Annotated in this window: 17 protein-coding genes; 10 read left to right on the top strand and 7 right to left on the bottom strand. The window is 32.0% G+C overall.

The window, feature by feature from the left end; genetic code table 11:
- Nucleotides 1–221: 221 nt before the first annotated feature.
- Both BUB42_RS03340 and BUB42_RS03335 read right to left on the bottom strand, forming a co-directional pair.
- Complete coding sequence (locus tag BUB42_RS03340) at nt 222–1775, bottom strand: serine hydrolase (protein WP_073017368.1); 1554 nt, start codon at nt 1773–1775, stop codon at nt 222–224.
- Nucleotides 1776–1949: 174 nt separating this feature from the next.
- The gene (locus BUB42_RS03335) at nt 1950–2735 is read right to left on the bottom strand and encodes a TrmH family RNA methyltransferase (protein ID WP_073017366.1); all 786 of its coding nucleotides are present in this window, start codon (nt 2733–2735) and stop codon (nt 1950–1952) included.
- Nucleotides 2736–2914: 179 nt separating this feature from the next.
- Here BUB42_RS03335 and BUB42_RS03330 point away from each other — a divergent pair, with 179 nt between their 5' ends.
- The 4 genes from BUB42_RS03330 (at nt 2915) to BUB42_RS03315 (ending at nt 7302) form a co-directional block, all read left to right on the top strand.
- On the top strand, nt 2915–3517 hold the full coding sequence (locus BUB42_RS03330) for a trimeric intracellular cation channel family protein (RefSeq protein ID WP_073017173.1): 603 nt from the start codon (nt 2915–2917) through the stop codon (nt 3515–3517).
- A 35-nt stretch (nt 3518–3552) separates the two neighbouring features.
- Nucleotides 3553–4503 carry a FemAB family protein gene (locus tag BUB42_RS03325; RefSeq protein ID WP_139257266.1) on the top strand — a complete coding sequence of 317 codons (951 nt, stop codon included), beginning with the start codon at nt 3553–3555 and terminating at the stop codon, nt 4501–4503.
- A complete protein-coding gene (locus BUB42_RS03320; RefSeq protein ID WP_073017170.1) occupies nt 4500–5645 on the top strand; it encodes a DegT/DnrJ/EryC1/StrS family aminotransferase in 1146 nt (381 codons plus the stop codon). Before BUB42_RS03325 ends, BUB42_RS03320 begins: the two co-directional genes overlap by 4 nt.
- Before the next feature lie 196 nt (nt 5646–5841).
- A complete protein-coding gene (locus BUB42_RS03315) occupies nt 5842–7302 on the top strand; it encodes an oligosaccharide flippase family protein (protein WP_073017168.1) in 1461 nt (486 codons plus the stop codon).
- Here BUB42_RS03315 and BUB42_RS03310 read toward each other — a convergent pair.
- Nucleotides 7295–8197: a glycosyltransferase family 2 protein gene (locus BUB42_RS03310; RefSeq protein WP_073017166.1), complete on the bottom strand. Its 903-nt coding sequence runs from the start codon at nt 8195–8197 to the stop codon at nt 7295–7297. The two genes, BUB42_RS03315 and BUB42_RS03310, sit on opposite strands and share 8 nt — an antisense overlap.
- Before the next feature lie 49 nt (nt 8198–8246).
- Between BUB42_RS03310 and BUB42_RS03305 the strand changes: the two genes are divergently transcribed.
- On the top strand, nt 8247–9326 hold the full coding sequence (locus BUB42_RS03305; protein ID WP_073017164.1) for a glycosyltransferase: 1080 nt from the start codon (nt 8247–8249) through the stop codon (nt 9324–9326).
- 1 nt (nt 9327) lies between these two features.
- A complete protein-coding gene (locus BUB42_RS03300) occupies nt 9328–9732 on the top strand; it encodes a sugar 3,4-ketoisomerase (RefSeq protein WP_073017162.1) in 405 nt (134 codons plus the stop codon).
- On the opposite strand, the gene BUB42_RS03295 is transcribed toward BUB42_RS03300, so the two are convergent.
- The 3 genes from BUB42_RS03295 to BUB42_RS03285 form a co-directional block, all read right to left on the bottom strand.
- Nucleotides 9719–10654: a glycosyltransferase family 2 protein gene (locus tag BUB42_RS03295; RefSeq protein WP_073017160.1), complete on the bottom strand. Its 936-nt coding sequence runs from the start codon at nt 10652–10654 to the stop codon at nt 9719–9721. The genes BUB42_RS03300 and BUB42_RS03295 overlap by 14 nt on opposite strands.
- Before the next feature lie 76 nt (nt 10655–10730).
- Nucleotides 10731–11618, bottom strand: a complete 888-nt coding sequence (locus BUB42_RS03290; protein ID WP_073017159.1) for a glycosyltransferase family 2 protein — start codon at nt 11616–11618, stop codon at nt 10731–10733.
- Nucleotides 11618–12304, bottom strand: a complete 687-nt coding sequence (locus BUB42_RS03285) for a cell division ATP-binding protein FtsE (RefSeq protein ID WP_073017157.1) — start codon at nt 12302–12304, stop codon at nt 11618–11620. The genes BUB42_RS03290 and BUB42_RS03285 overlap by 1 nt, the downstream gene beginning before the upstream one ends.
- A gap of 243 nt (nt 12305–12547) precedes the next feature.
- On the opposite strand from BUB42_RS03285, the gene BUB42_RS03280 reads away from it, so the two are divergent.
- From BUB42_RS03280 to BUB42_RS03270, 3 genes are all read left to right on the top strand, one after another.
- Entirely contained in the window at nt 12548–15562 is a 3015-nt protein-coding gene (locus BUB42_RS03280; RefSeq protein WP_073017155.1) for a tetratricopeptide repeat protein, read from the top strand.
- Nucleotides 15563–15635: 73 nt separating this feature from the next.
- The gene (locus tag BUB42_RS03275; protein WP_073017154.1) at nt 15636–16499 is read left to right on the top strand and encodes a PhzF family phenazine biosynthesis protein; all 864 of its coding nucleotides are present in this window, start codon (nt 15636–15638) and stop codon (nt 16497–16499) included.
- A gap of 40 nt (nt 16500–16539) precedes the next feature.
- Nucleotides 16540–18345 (top strand): TonB-dependent receptor, encoded by a 1806-nt coding sequence (locus tag BUB42_RS03270; protein WP_317614888.1) that lies wholly within the window; start codon nt 16540–16542, stop codon nt 18343–18345.
- A gap of 78 nt (nt 18346–18423) precedes the next feature.
- On the opposite strand, the gene BUB42_RS03265 is transcribed toward BUB42_RS03270, so the two are convergent.
- Nucleotides 18424–18969, bottom strand: a complete 546-nt coding sequence (locus tag BUB42_RS03265; RefSeq protein ID WP_073017152.1) for a DUF2911 domain-containing protein — start codon at nt 18967–18969, stop codon at nt 18424–18426.
- Between the two features lie 214 nt (nt 18970–19183).
- Here BUB42_RS03265 and BUB42_RS03260 point away from each other — a divergent pair, with 214 nt between their 5' ends.
- Nucleotides 19184–19633, top strand: a complete 450-nt coding sequence (locus BUB42_RS03260) for a hypothetical protein (RefSeq protein ID WP_073017150.1) — start codon at nt 19184–19186, stop codon at nt 19631–19633.
- The last annotated feature ends 223 nt before the right edge of the window (nt 19634–19856 follow it).

Raw genomic sequence — 19856 nt, 5'->3', positions numbered from 1 at the left:
AGGATATACACAAGGGTAAACACAGAGTATTATGATTTTATTTGGGCGTTTTCGCCGCGGCGAATCGGGCTATCCGTTTCAATCTTTTTTATTATTCCGCTCGCGCTCCACAATAAAAAAGGATTTCCACTTTTATCCCTAACGCAAAAAAAGAAATTAACAAGAACGATTCGTATTTTCAATTCCACAATCAAAATTATTTCTATTGTAAAAGAGACCGTTTACTTAGAAGACAATCTAAAATCTAAATCATGAAAATCATAACTAAAATCTGTTAATTCAGAAATTGCTTTCATAGTCAATCGAACTGCTTTTCCTGATGCATCACACTCAATAAATAAATGCGCATCGGCATGGAAATAAGCATTATTCCATTTTACTACGTAATTATTTTCTGTATAGAAAAAAACTTCGCCTGAAAGTTGTGGAGAACGTTTTGAGGCAAAATATAATTTCCCTTGTTTCTCTGAAAGAACAATATCCCCAAACCAATTGTCAGTGTAAGTGCCTACGATTGTTTTGAAATCTATCTTTCTTTTTTCTTTTTTGTTTTTTGCAACTGCTGCCCAAACTTCATCTGTTTTTTTATCTGCATTAGCTTCATTTGTCTTCAAACTTGCGCTGTAAGTAGCGACATAATCTTCTGATGTTATTCCTAAATAACTGTCTTTTATGGTATTTGTGATTGCTCTAAATGCAGCGCCAGATTGTTGATTTGTTAAAACAATAATTCCCAAATTTAATTCTGGCATTAGCGTTACCTGAGTTACAATTCCTTCTAAACCGCCGGTATGACTTACTTGCTTGTATCCCTTTACATCACTTAAAAACCAACCTAGTCCGTAACCGCTAAAATGGGTGTTATATGGAGGTTTTGGATTTACAGGAATGATAGTCTGCAATTGCCACATTTCATTATGCTCTTTTTTAGAAAATAATTGCTGATTACTAGGTCCAAATTGTCCATTATTTAATTGTATAATCGTCCATTTACTCAAATCATTTACACTAGAATAAATTCCTGCTGCGGCATCAAAAAGTTGGTTTTGATAACGCTTGATAACTTTTAATTTTCCATTTATAGGAACGTGAGGTGCAATAATGTTAGTAGAATCTACAAGTCTCAAATAAGAAGCAGCACTATTGTTCATTTCTAAAGGTTGCATGATTCGTTTTTCTATAAAATCGCACCAGCTTATACCACTAGCCACTTGAATCACTTCTCCAGCAACAATATAAAGTAAATTATCATAATCGTACTGTGTTCTAAAAGCCGAAACAGGTCTTAAATACTGTAAATTTTGAACGATATCTTTTGCAGTGAAATCGCTTCCGTCTGGCCAGATCATTAAATCACCCGCACCAAGGCCCAATCCGCTGCGGTGCGTTAATAAATCCCGAATTGTAAATTCATTTGTTACATATTCATTATACATTTTGAAATTAGGTAGATATTGAACGACTTTATCATCCCAGTTTATTTTGCCTTCGTCAACAAGCATTGCCAAAGCCGCGCTGGTAAATGCTTTACTGTTTGAAGCGATTCCAAAAAGTGTATTTGCATCTACTTTTTCATTTGTCAAAATAGATTTAACACCATATCCTTTCGAATGGATTATTTTTCCATCTTTCACAATCGCAACTGCAATCCCCGGAACAGTAAAAGTTTTTAGAGTTCTTTCCACTAATTCATCTATTTGTAATGAACTAATTTGTGCATAACTATTGGTATTTAGAGCGACTAAAAGTAGTATTGCAAGTGTATATTTTTTCATAATTCGTAATTTGTGATTCATTCTGTATTCCTTAAAATCTGCAATCTAAAAACAATCTTCAATCTCCAATCTCCAATCTGCAATCTGTAATCTTCAATCCTCAATCCTCAATCTCAAATCTTCAATCTGAAATCTTCAATCTAAAATCTTCAATCTAAAATCTTCAATCAAAAATCAAAACCCTCTTTGCCTTTTGGCTTCAAAGATTAAAATCGCTGCTGCAACCGAAACATTCATCGAATCAATTTCGCCTTGCATGGGAATTATAATATTTTTTGTGGCTTCTTTGCGCCATTCATCCGTTAAACCAGTGGCTTCTGTGCCAACTACTAATGCAGTGGGTGTGGTGTAATCTTGGGTATGATATCCAGTCGAATTTTGTAAAGTAGCGCAATAAAAATTGATTTTTCGCTCTTTTAAAAATGCGATAATCTCCGATGTTGTTCCAGTTGCAATTTGGTTTGTAAAAAGGCAGCCTACGCTAGAACGCACGATATTAGGGTTGTATAAATCACTTTTTGGATTGGCAATAATCACAGCATCGAGATTTGCCGCATCGGCAGTACGCAGTAATGCACCAATATTTCCTGGTTTTTCTGGAGCTTCTGCGACTAAAATCAGTGGATTTATTGACAATTTTAAATCAGATAGTTTTAGCATTTTTGTTTTGGCTACAGCCAAAATACCTTCAGTGGTATCTCGATACGCTAATTTTTGATATACTTCCTTATTGATTTCGATCACCTCAGCATTTTTCGATAACGCATGTGCATCAGCTTCTGAACATATTTCAGGTAAAAACAATAGTGTTTCTATTTCATAACCGCCTTTAACCGCAATTGAAATTTCACGTTTTCCCTCCATTAAAAATGTTCCTGATTGCCTACGGGCTTTCGCTTTTTCCTGTAATTGGACTAACGATTTGATAAATGAATTTTGTATTGAAGTGATTTGTTTCAAAACGTACAATTATTGAATTAATAGGCACAAATATACACATACAAATTCCAGTTTATATTTTAGGTTTACAAAATTTCATTCTCACTAATAGAATCGGCATTTACAGTAGTTTCCAATTGATTTGCCAGCTATTTTCTTTATTTTTGCGCAATTATATGAAATTAAAAATTCCTCTTTAAATGTTTCAATTATTAGATATTATCGGTACAATGGCTTTTGCTATGTCTGGCGCGTTGACAGCTATGAATAAAAAGCTGGATCCTTTTGGCGTTTTTATCATTGCATTTGTAACGGCAGTTGGCGGCGGAACCTTGCGCGATATCATGATTGGGAGAACGCCCGTAGGATGGATGCTTGATTTTAAATATGTTTATGTAATTAGTGTGGGATTTATTTTGGCCATATTATTTAGAAAAAAATTCGACCGGTTGCGAACTTCTTTATTTTTATTTGACACGATAGGATTGGGTGTTTTTACATTAATAGGTCTTGAAAAAGGAATTAATATTGGTCTTCACCCCATTATTTGTATAGCTTTAGGAACCATGACAGCTTGTTTTGGAGGCGTTATTCGTGATATTTTGTGCAATGAAATTCCAGTAATTTTTAGAAGGGAAATTTATGCCACAATATGTATTCTAGGCGGAATTGTGTTCTTTATACTTCGAAAAATGAATTTGGAAAACGATGTTCTATACCTAACCACTTCGCTTGTCATTATTTCCATTCGATTAATGGCTGTAAAATATAAATGGTATTTGCCTGCGATAGAGAATAAATAAAAAATGCTTAATTTTCCAAAGTTTAAAAGCAAATCGTGAAAAATTATTTCGTCAAACAATACCAGCAAAGTGATTATTTAAAATGGAATGACTTTGTAAGTGAAGCCAAGAATGCTACTTTTTTATTTCATCGTGATTTTATGGAATACCATAAAGATCGATTTGATGATTTTTCACTGATGGTTTATGATAATCAAAAATTAATTGCTGTTTTGCCTGCTAACCGAGTTGGAAGCACGATTTATTCTCATCAAGGTTTGACTTATGGAGGATTAGTTTATTTAAAAAAAACTAATGGAGAAGTAATAGGCACTATCCTAGATACAATACTTTCTTATCTCAGTAATAATGATTTTTCTGCTTTTTATTTCAAACCAATTCCATCTTTTTATTTTCCTATCGGCAATAGTGAAATTGATTTTTTTCTACTAAAAAAGGGAGCTTATTTAGATCGGAAAGAAATGAATTTGGCTGTAAATCTTTCTCAACCATTGACAATTTCAAAAAGTAAGTTGAAGCATTTTAGAAGAGTAGAGGAACTTGATTTGGAAATAATAGAGGAACAAAATTTTGATTCTTTTTGGAACCTTGTTTTACAACCTCGATTATTAAAAAAGCACAATGCTAAGCCCGTTCACAGTTTATTAGAAATAGCAAAATTAAAGAAAAGTTTCCCCGAAAATATTAAACAGTTTTCCGTTTATCATGAGAATGATATTGTTGCTGGAATTACGATATTTGAATCAGAATCAGTTATAAAATCGCAGTATGGAGCTACTACTGAAAAAGGGGAGCGCTTACGTGCACTGGATTATTTACTTATAAATTTAATACGAACGTATAAGGATAGTGGAAAACTTTTTTTTGATATGGGAATTGTAAACGACGATAATGAAAAAGGATATAGTGCAGGACTATTAAAACAAAAAGAAGAATTAGGTTGCTCAGTTTACAGTCAGGATTTTTATAAAATGAATTTAGTATGATACCATTTCTCGATTTAAAAAAGATCAATGAACCTTACGAAACAGCTTTTCAAGAAAAATTGAAATCGGTTTTGGAAGGTGGTTGGTACATTTTAGGGAACGAAGTGGAGACATTTGAAAATAATTTTGCTCACTATTGCGGAACAAAACACTGCATTGGAACGGGAAATGGTTTAGATGCATTGGTATTGATTTTTAAAGGATATATTCAACTAGGAAAATTGAACGAAGGCGACGAAGTTATTGTGCCAGCAAATACTTATGTTGCTAGTATTCTCGCTATTTTACAAGCTGATTTAGTTCCAGTTTTGGTCGAGCCAAAATTAGAAACTTACAACATAAATCCAGAGTTGATTGTTGAAAAAATCACTCAAAAAACGAAAGCTATTTTAGCGGTTCACATATACGGGCAGTTGGCTGAAATGGATGCAATAAACATAATTGCTTTTGAAAATAATCTACTAGTAATTGAAGATGCAGCTCAAGCTCATGGGGCTGTCACAATTTCCAATACTAAAATTCCAAATTCCGATGTAGAATTAGAAGCAAATCAAAAATCAAAAATCGTTAATCAACAATCTGCAATCGCTTACAGTTTTTATCCCGGGAAAAATTTAGGAGCATTAGGTGACGCAGGCGCTGTGGTTACAAATGATTCAGAATTGGCGAAGGTGATTCGGTCATTGCGTAATTATGGTTCTGAAACTAAATATTACAATGATTATATTGGAGTAAACTCAAGATTAGACGAAATTCAAGCGGCTTTCCTAAACGTGAAATTACCGCATTTAGATGCTGACAATGAAAAGCGACGCGTGATTGCAAGGCGATATATTGCTGAAATCAAAAATGATAAGATTACGTTGCCTTTTTATGATAATTCTGCAAATCATGTTTTTCACTTGTTTGTGATTCGCACAAGCAACAGAGCTGAATTACAAAATTATTTGAGCGAAAACGGTATTCAAACTGTAATTCATTATCCCGTGCCGCCTCACAAGCAAAAAGCTTTAAAACAATATAATCTTTTATCTCTACCCATAACTGAAAAAATTCATGATGAAGTGTTGAGCTTGCCAGTAAATCCAGTGATTACGATGAGTGAGGTAGATTATATTATTGAAATTTTAAATAAATTTTAATTTGAATATTTTTGATTAGATTAGACTGCATTAAATTTCATGGTTATCTTTTCTACATATTATTAACTAAGATATATAAAGACATAAATGAAACGAATGATTTCATTTTATGTCACTAAAACCAAAGGCACAACAGTAATAGAAATCTATAAACCAAATAACACAAATAGAAACGAATCAAAGTCATAAAATCATTTTGAAAGCTACAGGAGTTTTTGGCTTTTCGCAGGTACTGAGAATTCTTGTAGGATTGGTAGGCTCTAAATTTATCGCTGTATTCTTGGGAACAACAGGAATAGGGATTATAGGAATTTTACAAAATACGCTAGCTATTATTTCATCCATTACCTCTTTTGGAATTAACATAAGCGGCGTAAGAATGGTGGCTATTGCACATTCTAATAGAAATCAAGAGGAATTTTCAAAAACAATAATAGTACTTAGGAGATGGTCAATTGCAAGCGGTATTCTAGGCGTGCTAATCTGTTTTTTTTTAGCAAAACCCTTAAGTATATGGACTTTTGGGTCGACTGAATATGTAAATTGGTTTCTTGTCCTATCTATAAATTTTATTTTTTCAAGTTTAGCTGTTGAAAAAATGGTGATTTTGCAAGCCACTCGTTCAATGAAAGCTATTGCTATTTCATCAGTTATTTACGCTATTTCAGTTACTGCCGTTTCTATTCCAATTTACTATTATTTTAGATTGGACGGAATTGTTGCTGTTTTAATTTTAACAACGATTCTGAATTATTTAATCAATTGGTTTTTTGCAAAAAAAATTGAAACAATTCCTGTTCAAATCAGTGTAAGTGAAACTGTTTTACGTGGTGTGGAAATGATCCAATTAGGTTTATTATTATCGGTAAATGTGATTATAGGACATTTCATTTCTTATTTACTTGCATTGTATTTTAATTTTCAGAATGAATCAAATACAGTTTTGGGTTTGTATGTAGTCTCTTCAACTTTATTAGTGACTTATACTGGGATGATTTTTACTGCAATGTCCACTGATTTTTACCCAAGATTAACTAATGCGCAAGATGACAATTTACAAGTAAAAAGCATGGTAAATGATCAAATTGAAATTGGACTAATACTGATCACTCCGCTTATTATCGGATTTTATTTTCTTGCGCCTTTTATCATTAAATTATTATATTCTAAAGAATTTCTTGATGTAGTTCTAATTCTGAAATTCGCCTTGTTAGCTGTCATAATAAAAGCCATTATGTGGCCGCTTGCATTTATAATTTTGGCAAAAGGAGAAAAAAAACTTTATCTTCAACAAGAAATATTCAGTCATTTACTTAATATAACTCTCACCATACTATTGTATGAGTATCTAGACTTACTAGGAATTGGCCTAGCTACTTTATTAAATTACATCTTATATAGTTGTTATGTTTACAGAGTAGTCAAAAATAAATTTCAGTTCAGTTTTCGTAAAAACACCTTAGAAATTATTTTCAAGTCTGTTATTCTAGGGGCTATAGCATCTGCTACAGTTGTTTTGATTGATTACCCTTATGCTATCTGGTTTCTTGGCGTTTTGTGTATAGCATCTATTTATTTATCCTATGCGGAATTAAACAAAAGAATTAATGTTAATGAATATTGCCGAAAAATTAAAGATAAATGGAGATCTAAATAAAACTACTTACTTTCAAACGCACTTGAATATCCAAAAAAATATAATTCACTAATAATTGAAAATCTCGAGTATGAATAGTCACTTTCATTTCTGTACGAATGCGTTTTAACATCGCTTTAAATTCAGCTTTGTTGCGGTTTAAAACAAATGCTTTCTTTAAAACAACATAAGTGGAGTAGTTGAAACGACGAGTCCTTGAATTATTTCTTTGTAATAATAACGTATACATTGAATTGTCTAAGATTCTTTTTTGAACTAAAATTTCATCGATATAATCAAAATTATAATTTCTCGCCGCACGAATCCACAAATCATAATCTTCATACGCTAGGTTTTCATCGTAACCATTGAGTTGATCAAAAACTTCGCGTTTTACAAGAGCAGCCACGGAGCAAAGTTTCGTTTTGCCATTGAGTAAATTAATATAGATATCGCCGGTGGGTTGAGAGACTAATCCTTTTCCATTTTTATCAGTTTCAAAATAGTTGTGAATGTGTTTTCCTGTTTCTGAGATCCATTCTGCATTACCGTAAACTAAACCTAGATTTTTATATTTGCTTTCTGCAAAACCTTTTAATTGATTCGCAATGCAGTCGCGTGTCAAAACGTCATCAGCGGCAAGATCAATTATATATTCTCCATTCGCTAATTTCAAACCCTTGTTAAAGGTTTTTGTGTTTCCGATATTTTGAGAATTCAAAATAAACGAAATTTCAGGGTGATTTTTTAACCAATTCATAATTATCTCTGTTGAGTTATCAGTACTAAAATCGTCAGCTATAATTAATTCTACATTTGTATAGGTTTGATTTAATACTGATTCCAAAGCCTCAACAACAAATGGTGCGTGATTATAACACAAACAAATTACGGAAACTAGCGGATTGTTGTGCATAATGTTGAAGTAAGAGTTTTATATTTGTTACGAATCTAATAATTCACGATTGGTAAAGCAAGGTAAAAAGAATAAAATAGCGCTAGTAGGATATACATTAGCCGATGGCGGATTGGAACGTGCGTTTGCTTCATTATCTGAGGTGTTGAGCGATTCTGATTTTGAAGTTCACGTAATAATTTTAGAAAATAAAGTAGCTTATGCCTATTACGGTACACTAGTTAATCTAGGAATGTATTCTAAATTCCAGAAATATTTTAAACTAAAAAAGTATTTAAACAAGCATCAATTTGATCATATCATTGATTTTCGTTACCGAATCAATCCTTGGATGGAATTGGCTTTTTTATACTATATCTATTCTAGTTTTAAAATTATTTATACCATTCACAGTAGTAAATTAGCACACTATCTCACTTCAAAAAAATGGGTTGCAAAGCAAATTTTTATTAAAGTTTATAAAATAGTCTCGGTTTCAGTTGAAATGAATAACAAAATTAAAAAACAGTATAATTTTGAAAAAGGCGTTGTTATACCGAATTCAATTTCTCTAAACAAAGTAGATTCTGAAAGAACAGATTCAATTATTCAATTCAAGTATTGCATAGCAATAGGGAGATTAGTAGCGATGAAACAGTTTGATAAATTGATTGAAATCTATTGTAACAGTGACTTGCCAAGAAACGAAATTCACTTAGTAATTTTAGGCAATGGCGAAGAACAAGAGCGATTGCGAATACAAATACTAGAAAGCTCCTATTCAAATTATATTCATCTTTTAGGTTTTAAGGAAAATATACTTTTGTATTGTAAAGAAGCTATGTTTTTAATCTTAACAAGTCAATATGAAGGATTTGGGATGGTCATTTTAGAGGCTTTATCAGTGGGAACGCCAGCTATTTCTTTTGACTGTGAAAATGGACCTAGTGAAATGATTGTAGATGAAAGGAATGGATTATTAGTAGAAAATCAGAATTTTGAAGCATTAAAAGCAGCTATGAATAGAATGGTAAATGAAACTCCACTTTACACATCGTGCAAAAACAATGCAAAGGCTTCTATAGCAAAATTTTCATCTGAAAATATTTGTAAAAAATGGATTGATTTACTAAAAAACAAAACTAATTAAAATGAATATAGAATTAATTTCGATTCCAAAAATTGAAGATATTCGAGGGAATTTATCTGTTATTGAACTCGATATCTTGCCTTTTGAGATGAAGCGTGTATATTATTTATATGATGTGCCAAGTGCTGCCGAACGTGGAGGACATTCGCATAAAGAACAAAAAGAATTTCTTGTTGCTCTTAGCGGTAGTTTTGATGTAGTAATGGCTGATGGGAAAGAGCAACAAACAATAACTTTAAATAAACCTTTTCAAGGATTGTTAATTAATCAGGAAATTTGGCGAGAGCTTAATAATTTTTCGTCAGGAAGTGTATGTTTAGTTATTGCTTCTGCCGTTTTTGATGAAGATGATTATATTAGAGATTTTGACGATTTTTTAGCTCATCAATTAATTAGTGATAAATAGAAAATTCGATTCCATTGTTTCGAAGAAAAATTTTAAACTTTTTGAGTAAAATCAAAATTATTTTTGGCGTAAAGAACAATATTTTATTTTTTAGTCGTATGCTTTTTGGCTCTATTTCGGCATATAGTAGGTTTGCAATTTGATGTTTATTTGCCATTTTGTATTGTAACGCATATTCCAATCGATATAGATCTTGATATTTTTTGAGACTAGAATTTTGTTTTTCAGCTTCTTTATAAAAAGTAAAATCCTTAATTTTTTTATTTAAAATCGATTGTTTAGATAAACTATTTTGGACATAATGTAAATAAGAAACTGTAACTTCATTAGTAATAGCTACTGAATATTGTAAAGCAATTCGTGTCCACATATCAGTATCTTCGCCAACGTTGATTTCAGTATCAAAATAACCTACATTTTTAAAAACCGCTTTTGGAATTGCAATACTAGAAGAGGTTGCTACGGCATATTGCAAACTAGATTCAAAATAATCGGATATAATTCCGCTATAATTTTCAGGGATGGTGCTGAATTTTGGAATATAAATACTTTGATTTTGAAAAATTAATTGATATCGAGCAGCAAAAATTCCCGCCTTTGGATTTTTTACAATCAGCGCATGCAAAGTCTCTAAATGCTGGGGGAACCATAAATCATCACCATCTAAAAAAGCAACATAAATTCCTTTAGATTGCTGAATTCCGTAATTTCGTGCCGCTGAAACTCCTTCATTTAGTTTTGAAAAATAAGTGATGCGAGGATCGGTAAACGCTAAAACAATCTCTTCGCTTTTATCAGTTGATCCATCGTTTACAATAATTATTTCAAAATCAACAAAAGATTGATCCAAAACACTTTGTAAAGTATTTTGAATGAAATTTTCTTTGTTATACAATGGGATTATGACCGAAAATAAAGGCATTTAGCTACATTTTTTGTTAAAAACAATATATTTCCAATAATATTCTCACTACTAAAGTTATCAACTAAAAGAATTTTCATTTCATATATAATTTGCTGAAAAAACTGAGTCGGAAAACATTAAATACAAGCAGTGAAGGATTGTTTCCTTTTAGATTATTTTCAACTAATTTTCCAAAAATTGTATAAAATATGCTCAAAGGATAGGTTAGTTTATAACGATGTAATTTTGAAGTTAAACGCAACATTTTGCTGTAATCTTGAGGAATAAGTTGTTTTTGATAAAGTAATTTCAAATTCTCTAAGGAATGTTTTGTTTTTTCCAAGTAAATAACATTTGTATCAATGTCATCATGTTGAACTGGATTATAGATATGTTTTATTTGTACATTTCGTTTCTGCAATTCAAATGAAAATAAAGTATCATCATTACCATATTTTTTAAAAGAGCTATCGAACTTTATTAAATTGAAAATTGCTTTTTTTATCAAAGTATTATTGAACAATGTTGCACCATAAGTATTTTTTTCTCTTTGTGCTACGGTTTGATCTTCCATAAACTTGCCGTATTTCCACCGAAGCAATTGCGTAGCCGAAGGAGGATTTTGCGCATGAATTCGGCCTCCGTAAATTACTTCAAAATCATCAATGTGATCTATATAATTTTTAATGAAATTGGCGTTGGGTAATATACAATCTCCATCTAGAATTAGTAAAATATCGTACTTTGATTTACTTACTAAAATATTCTTATTTTCACGATAACCAACATTTTCCTCTAAAGAACAATAACTACAATGAGGTAGTTTATTAATTTCAATATTCTTTATGTTATGTAATGAATTCGATGCATCATCTTGCGTTAAAATTTCAAAAACAATACCTAATTGCAAACATTCACGATGAAGTTCTTTTACAAGTGGCAAAAGATTATAGTTATAAATCGTAATTAAAATCGATAACATTAAACCGCTCTCTGCTGAATTACTTCAAACATTTTAGTGTCTTCACACTTTAAAGTTTTGAAAGGGAATTTCATCAACAATGCGTAATCGTGCGTTACCATAATAATCGTTTTACCATTAGCATTGATTTTTTTAAGTACTTCGAGCACTTCAACACTAGTTTGTGGGTCTAAATTTCCTGTAGGCTCATCAGCTAAGATTAATTCTGGATCATTCAATAAAGCACGAGCAATTGCCACACGTTGTTGTTCTCCACCAGAAAGTTGATGTGGCATTTTTTTACCAAAATCTTTCATACCTACCTTACTCAATACTTCGTCAATTTTATTTTGCATTTCAATTTTGTCTTCCCAGCCTGTGGCTTTGAGCACAAATAACATGTTCTCATCTACTGTACGATCTGGAAGCAATTTGAAATCTTGAAAAACAATTCCAATTTTTCTTCTTAAAAATGGAATATCATTTTCTTTTAAAGAAGCTAAATCAAATCCCACAACGCTGCCTGATCCTTCAGTTAAAGCAAGCTCAGCGTACAAAGTTTTCATCAAACTACTTTTGCCGGAACCTGTTTTTCCTATGATGTAAAGAAATTCTCCGTGATTTACCTCTAAGTTTACCTCTGATAAAACAGATTTTGATTCTTGATAAATAGTTACATTTTTTAAAGACAGTACGGATTGTGACATAATTTGCATTTGTTTATGGGGTAAAAGTAATAAGATAACGGTTCTATTCAAAATAAATTCTATTGTATTAAACAGAATCTTAAAAAACAGAGAAAATGAAATACAGTTATTTGATTCTCAAAAAAGTATCATTTTGTAATATAGAAATGCAAACAGTTGTTGGCATTTTCATAATAAAAGTAAGTTTTGATTCGTTATAGCATTCAAAATATAATATATTTGAATTCTTTAAATACAAACACAATGCGGATATTTTCTTGGAACTTCTTCTTTTTACTATTTATATTTTCTTTGTCAGTTACGGCACAAAAATCGACGATTTACACACATGAGTCAAAAGATTTTAACAAAGCTGTAGCATTGTTTAAGGAACAACAATATGCATCGGCACAACTTTTATTCAATAAAGTCAAAGAAACTGCTGCAACCGAAGAGCTAAAATCAGATTGTGCATATTACGCTGCTAATTGTGCTATTAGAACCAATCAGGCAAATGGAGATGAACTAATGGAGCAATTTGTTTCGGATTATCCCACGAGTGTGAAACAAAATCAAGCTTACATCGAAGTAGCACAATTTCATTTTAAACAAGGCAATTATCCACAAGCTTTACAATGGTTTGAAAAAGTTGATGAAAGTAGTTTGAGCCGCAATGATCAAGAAAAATATAATTTCCAAAAAGGATATAGCTTTTTTAATGCCAAAAAGAAAAAAGAAGCTACGACGTATTTTAATAAGGTCATCAACTCCGCTGAATATGGGTCGCAAGCTAAATACTATCTTGGTTTTATGGCTTATGAAGGTGATGATTACAAACAGGCAACAAAGTATTTTGACGAGGTTTCAGGAGAAGAAAAGTATAAAGAAAAACTGTCGTATTATCAAGCCGACATGAATTTTAAACTTGGTAATTTCGAAAAAGCAATTGATTTAGGTTCAAAAGCAATGGCCAAGTCAACACCTCTAGAAAAATCAGAGCTGAATAAAATCATTGGCGAAAGCTATTTTAACTTAAAAAAATACGATGCTGCAATTCCGTTTTTAGTTGCTTACAAAGGCAAAAAAGGAAGGTGGAATAATACAGATTATTATCAATTAGGATACGCCTATTACAAACAGAAAGATTATGAAAATGCCATTTCACAGTTCAATAAAATTGTTGGTGGGAATGATTTTGTTGCTCAAAATGCTTATTATCATTTAGGTGAAAGTTATTTAAATACTAATAAAAAGCAAGAAGCTTTAAACGCTTTTAAAAATGCTTCTGAAATGGATTTTGACTTGGCCATACAAGAAGATGCCAGTTTAAATTATGCTAAACTGAGCTATGAATTAGGCAATGCGTATCAAAGCGTGCCTGCAATTTTACAAGCGTTCTTGAACAAATATCCTGAAAATTCTAATCGTCAAGAGATTGAAAAATTAATCATAGATTCGTATATTTCTTCTAAGAACTACAAAGAAGCTTTGGTTTTATTAGAGAAAAATAAATCACCAGAAAACAAACTAGCGTTTCAAAAAGTGCTTTTTTACAGAGGACTGGAATTATATACTGATGGAAATTATCAAGAAGCCTTAAAAATGTTTACCAAAGCGACAACTGAACAAAAAGATCCGGTTTTTACTAGCAGAGCCACTTTTTGGCGAGGAGAATCAGAATATGTTTTAAATGATTTCAAAGAGGCATTATTGAGTTACAAGCAATTTGCAAGTTCTACTTTAGCTTCAAAAACCCCCGAATATAAAAACCATAATTACAATATTGCTTATTGCTATTTTAAATTGAAGGAGTACGATCAAGCAGGAAACTTTTTTGAAAGTCAGATAGCAAAATCACCCGGTGATAAAGTTCGATTGAATGATTCGTATTTGCGTTTAGCGGATTGTCGTTTTGTTACTTCAAAATATAGTGAGGCAATGGACGCTTATAATAAGGTAATTGCATCTAAAAGTATTGACGCGGATTATGCTTATTTTCAAAAAGCAATTTCTTATGGATTTTTGGGTGAAAATGATAAAAAAATAGCCGAACTAAATTCATTTGTACAACTGTACCCAAAATCTGAATATAAAGATGATGCACTATTTGAATTGGCCAACACTTATGTTGCTGACGATAAAAACGACTTGGCTATAAAAACTTATGAGCGCTTGAATGTTGAATTTAAAAAGGGATTGTTTACTTCCAGAGCAATTTTGCGCCAAGGATTAGTGTATTACAATACTGATAAAAACGATCAGGCTTTGGTGAAATTTAAAAAAGTCGCTGCTGATTTCCCACGTACTCCTGAAGCACTTGAAGCGGTTGCAACGGCAAGGTTAATTTATGTAGACGGCGGTAGAGTTGATGAATATGCAACTTGGGTACGCACTTTAGATTTTGTAGCAGTAACTGATGTTGAATTAGACAATGATACCTTCGAAGCTGCTGAAAAACAATTCCAGCAAGGGAATAGCAAGCAAGCTATTGCCGGATTTAATAGTTATGTAAGCCAATTTCCACGAGGCCTACATGCTTTGAAAGCTAATTATTATCTTGGTCAATCTTACTTTGCCGAAGGTTCTTTAAACAAAGCAATTGTATACTATGAATATATTATCGCGCAATCTTCAAGCGAATTTACAGAGCAGTCTTTATCGCGACTAGCGCAAATTTTTCTCAAGGATAAACAAACTGATAAAGCAATTACTATCCTTTTGCGTTTAGAAAATGAAGCAGATGTTGCGCAAAATAAAACGTATGCTCAATCTAATTTGATGAAGTCGTATTATGATAAAAAAGATTTTTTAAACTCAGTAATTTATGCCGAAAAAGTCTTGGAAAATCCTAAAGCAGATGATAAAGTAAAAAGTGATGCGCAAATTATTATTGCCCGCGCTGCTATGGAAACTGGAGATGAAGCCAAAGCCAAAGTTGCTTACGCCAAAGTTATGGCAAGTGCCAAAGGCGAGTTAGCTGCTGAAGCCTTATATTACGACGCATTTTTCAAAAATAAAGAATCAAATTACGAGGCATCAAATGTAGCGGTGCAAAAATTAGCAAAGAATTATTCTAGCTATAAATTTTACGGCGCCAAAGGATTAGTTCTGATGGCAAAAAATTTCTACGGACTGAAAGATAGCTTTCAAGCGACCTATATTTTAGAAAATGTAATCAAAAATTTCACTGATTTTCCAGAGGTTGTCGCTGAAGCTAAAACTACGCTAAGCGCTATTAAAGCGGAAGAATCAAAAACTAATTCATCGATAGAAAAATAAATTAAGTTGTATGAGTTTTTGAAAATACGCTCATAGATAAATTTCTAAAATCCATTTTACAAATCATTAAACAATGACAATACCCTTTTATATAGTTGATGTTTTTGCAGAAAATAAATATGCAGGTAATCAACTTGCTGTGTTTTTAGATGCTGAGAAATTAAGTGATGAAGAGATGCTTAAAATCACACGAGAAATTAATTTTGCTGAAAGCACATTTGTCACTGCGTTATTTCCTGAAAGTGCAATGGCAACTATTAGAATTTTTACTCCTCAACATGAAATGCAATTTGCTGGTCATCCTATTATAGGTACATCATGGGTTTTGATGAACAAGGTGTTAGAAAATAATCCTCAGGAGATTACTATATCAGTTCCAATAGGTCATATTCCAGTTTTTCAAGAAACAGATTTGGTTTGGCTACAAGCCGCACAGCCAGAATTTTTAAACAGCTCAAATAAAGAAGATTTTTTATTATTTAGTAATCTAACTGTGGATGATTTTGATTCTAGATTTTCCATTCAAGAAGTTTCGACAGGTAGCGCATTTGTTATTGTTGCTTTGAAAAGTTTAAAAATTTTAGAAAATTTAAATTTGGACAAAGACAAAATGGATATTTGGATGCGCACAAACTGTGTCACAAATCATAGAGCTTTATATTTCTTTTGTTTAGAAGATGAAAAATTAAGCAGCAGAATGTTTTGCATAGAAAATAACCAACTGGTAGAAGATGCCGCGACGGGAAGCGCTAGTTCGTGTTTACAGGCGTTTCTTTTAAAATACCATTCTTCAGAAATAAAAACAATTAATTATCAAGGCGATTTTATTAATAGACCCTCCCAAATCTATTTTAACGGAATGTTTTCAGAGGATCACTTTGACATTAGAATAGGTGGAAAAATAAAATTCATTGCTAAAGGGGAATGGTCAGTTTAATAGTAAGGAGATACATACTTAAAAAGTAAAAAAATATAACATGACAATTAAAGATTTCAAAATAAGAACTGTATTAAATAAAAAAACCATTTTTATGACTGATAAAGTTACTAAAAAAGTTGGGTTTGGATTAGTACTCATGCTTGTCTGTCAATTTTCATTTGCACAAGACAAAAAACAAATCGCAACTGAAACGGTAAACGTGGTTAAGCCTTACACGCCAAAAATTTCGGATGCATCCAAAGTGAAAGAAATTGCCGATTTAGATGACGAGATTACGACTAAAAAGGAAACTGTAAAGTATTCTATTTTTTCATTTCCTGTTGCTTCTACTTTTACACCGTCTAAAGGAAAAGCCGAAGGTGTCGAAAAAGAAAAGCAAGCCTATTTATATAAAAACTATGCTACTCTGGGCGTGGGGAATTATGGCACACTAGTAGGAGAATTATTTGTAAATTACGATCTCAACAATACTGACTATGTAGGTGGAATGTTTCGTCATCATTCGTCTCAAGGCGGTATACAAGAAGTGGAACTTGATGATAAATTTTATGACACATCGCTAAATTTAATGTATGGTTCGAATCAAAAAGAAGTATCGTGGAACATCGATTTAGGAGTGAAAAACCAAATTGTTAATTGGTATGGAATTCCAACCGATTTTGGTAGCGTACTTTCGCCTCAGGATCGAAGATCTTTGCTCAATGAAATTGATACAAGGCAATCCTACAGCACTTTTTCATTAGCTGGAAAAGTCGAATTTAATGAAAGTATCTTAAAAAATATGAGTGCTAAATTTAGTCGCTTTACAGATATCTATAACTCAGCTGAAAACCGATTTTATGCCAAACCAACGGTTGAGTTTGACGTAATGGACAGCGCTGTAAAAACTGATTTAATTGTAGATTATGTTCAAGGAAGTTTCGAAAAAAATTATCTCAATATGATTCAGCCGCTAAAATATGGTTTCACAAATCTAGGAGTTTCGCCTAGTTTTGTAATGTTAAAAGAGGATTGGACTTTAAATATTGGTGCGGCAGTGTTTTATAGTATGGACATTGAAAACAACAATAACAGATTATTAATTTACCCTAAGTTCAATGCATCTTATAAAGTTGTGGGAGATTTAATGATTTTCTACGCTGGCGCCGAGGGAGATTTAAGACAAAATTCCTATCAAGATTTTGTTGATGTAAATCCGTTCTTGTCACCAACCTTAATGATCGCACCAACAGATCAGCAGTATGATGTTTTTGCGGGTTTAAAAGGTAAATTGACCAATACTGTAAGTTATAATATCAAAGGATCTTATTTAAACGAAAGAAATAAAGCATTGTTTAAAAGTAATGATTATACTGAAAACAGCTCTAATGAGAATTATGCTTTTGGAAATTCTTTTCAAGTGGTTTATGATAACGTGCGAACATTGAATTTGTACGGCGAAGTGAAAGCTGATTTTTCTGAAAATGTCACTTTCGGAATCAATGGAAGCTTTAGAAGTTTTACAACTGATTTTGAAAGTGAAGCATGGAATTTACCTGCTGTAAGAATTAATTCAAGTCTCGATTTTAAAATAACTGAAAAATGGTTTGCGGGCGCTAATGTTTTCTATGTGGGCGAGCGCAAGGAATTTCAAGTGAATACTGCTTTTGTTAATAATGCTGCTCCAATAGTTTTAAAATCATTTTTTGATGTAAATGCCAATGTTGGTTATAATTATAGTGATCGTTTAACTGCTTTTATTAGAGCAAACAATATTACAAACAATGGTTACCAACAATGGTTGAATTTTCCAGTTCAAAGGTTTCAAATACTTCTAGGTGCTAATTATAAATTTGATTTTTAAATCAGAAATTATTTTTAATATGCATAAAAAAACAGACTACCTTAATTAGATAGTCTGTTTTTTTGTAGAGTTCGTTTATTAATTGGTAAAAGGAACAGCAAGTCTCATTGTTCCCCAACCTATATTTAGCACAACACCTTTATCAGCTTTAGTGAAAACCATTGAAAAAGCTTCGAGGGAATCAGCCGCTGTGGTAGTAGGAATTGACAAACGGGCTACATCGTTTTTAGCATTATAAGTATAAGCTCCCCAAACGTTTTTGTCTTTGTTTATGATAACAGTCCATTCTTTTTCCCCAGGAATTGTGTAAAGCGTATAAACTCCTGCGGCAATTTTAGTTTTGTCTAAAACCATATCGGTGTAAAAGGTAATTTCGGCAGCTTCATTAGCTCCAGTTCTCCAAACTTTACCATTTGGCGCAAGTTCATTAACGCTCCGTCCTTTAAGCTGTGGACGGCCATAAATTATTCTAGCTGCTTTATTCGTTTCTTTATAATCATTAGGATACCATGCAGCATCGAGCGGACTTTTATCAAGATCTGGAAATTTTTGTGCGTTGGCATCAATCGATAAAAGTATTGTCAGTGAGCAGACAGCTGTGGCAATAAATGTGGATTTTCTCATAATTTTTTAATATGTTAATGGTTAAAATTTAATTTTAGTTTGTAAAGTTAAAAATTACTTTCGAAAGTTATTGAAAAGTATATCTGGATTTTCAAAAAAATAGTTCTGTAAATACACAGATTGATCTTAGATTTTAAAAGACAGAAAAAAAGATTTTTTTTGCAAAATAAACTTCTCTTTTAAATACCTTTAAAGATTAATAAAACAAAAAATCATGACTTTTAAATATAAAATACACCTACAATATTTACAATTGGTACAAGATAGAATCGATGTTTTTAAAGATATGATTGCGGCATTAACTGAGGATTCTAAAAATGATGCCAAAGGTTCCGCTGGAGATAAACATGAAACCGCACTGTCGATGATGCACATTGAGCAGGAAAAAATCAATAGAAAATTGAGAGAAGTTTTAGATCAAAAAGCAATCTTAGATAAAATTGATAGTTCTCATGATTCTAAAACAATTATTTTAGGAAGTTTAGTAAAGGCAAATGGGATTTACTTGTACCTAAGCGTGGCATTGCCAAAAATCACGGTTGATGGGATTAATGTTATTGCGCTTTCTCCGCAATCTCCATTGGGAAACAAACTGCTGAGTAATCAAGAAGGTTTTACTTTTGAGATTAATGGAACGAAGTATTTGGTGGAGGAAATTAGATAAATTATAAAGTAAATAATTTGGTGGGTGTAATTCCATCAATATGCTGTCTAAACTAATTTCGATTCAACTTTTATTGTATGCAGCTATTGCAAATTCATTGTAAAGCACTGCAACTCGCGCGATTTTTTATTGTTTCAAAAAAACATAATGTCAGCCATGGCATTTTAAAGATCCGATAATATTTGTTTTAACAATTTTTCACTTTAACTCTATTTAATTTATC

The organism is Flavobacterium micromati, assembly GCF_900129585.1.
Taxonomy (GTDB): Bacteria; Bacteroidota; Bacteroidia; order Flavobacteriales; family Flavobacteriaceae; genus Flavobacterium; species Flavobacterium micromati.
This window is presented reverse-complemented; position numbering and strand designations above follow the sequence as displayed.

Bases quoted from the DNA above. Each gene is read 5' to 3' on its own strand.
- BUB42_RS03260 (WP_073017150.1), top strand. From the start codon at position 19,184: ATGACTTTTAAATATAAAATACACCTACAATATTTACAATTGGTACAA.
- BUB42_RS03320 (WP_073017170.1), top strand. From the start codon at position 4,500: ATGATACCATTTCTCGATTTAAAAAAGATCAATGAACCTTACGAAACA.
- BUB42_RS03270 (WP_317614888.1), top strand. From the start codon at position 16,540: ATGACAATTAAAGATTTCAAAATAAGAACTGTATTAAATAAAAAAACC.
- BUB42_RS03290 (WP_073017159.1), bottom strand. From the start codon at position 11,618: ATGTTATCGATTTTAATTACGATTTATAACTATAATCTTTTGCCACTT.
- BUB42_RS03265 (WP_073017152.1), bottom strand. From the start codon at position 18,969: ATGAGAAAATCCACATTTATTGCCACAGCTGTCTGCTCACTGACAATA.
- BUB42_RS03310 (WP_073017166.1), bottom strand. From the start codon at position 8,197: ATGCACAACAATCCGCTAGTTTCCGTAATTTGTTTGTGTTATAATCAC.
- BUB42_RS03275 (WP_073017154.1), top strand. From the start codon at position 15,636: ATGACAATACCCTTTTATATAGTTGATGTTTTTGCAGAAAATAAATAT.
- BUB42_RS03285 (WP_073017157.1), bottom strand. From the start codon at position 12,304: ATGTCACAATCCGTACTGTCTTTAAAAAATGTAACTATTTATCAAGAA.
- BUB42_RS03330 (WP_073017173.1), top strand. From the start codon at position 2,915: ATGTTTCAATTATTAGATATTATCGGTACAATGGCTTTTGCTATGTCT.
- BUB42_RS03295 (WP_073017160.1), bottom strand. From the start codon at position 10,654: ATGCCTTTATTTTCGGTCATAATCCCATTGTATAACAAAGAAAATTTC.
- BUB42_RS03280 (WP_073017155.1), top strand. From the start codon at position 12,548: ATGCGGATATTTTCTTGGAACTTCTTCTTTTTACTATTTATATTTTCT.
- BUB42_RS03340 (WP_073017368.1), bottom strand. From the start codon at position 1,775: ATGAAAAAATATACACTTGCAATACTACTTTTAGTCGCTCTAAATACC.
- BUB42_RS03300 (WP_073017162.1), top strand. From the start codon at position 9,328: ATGAATATAGAATTAATTTCGATTCCAAAAATTGAAGATATTCGAGGG.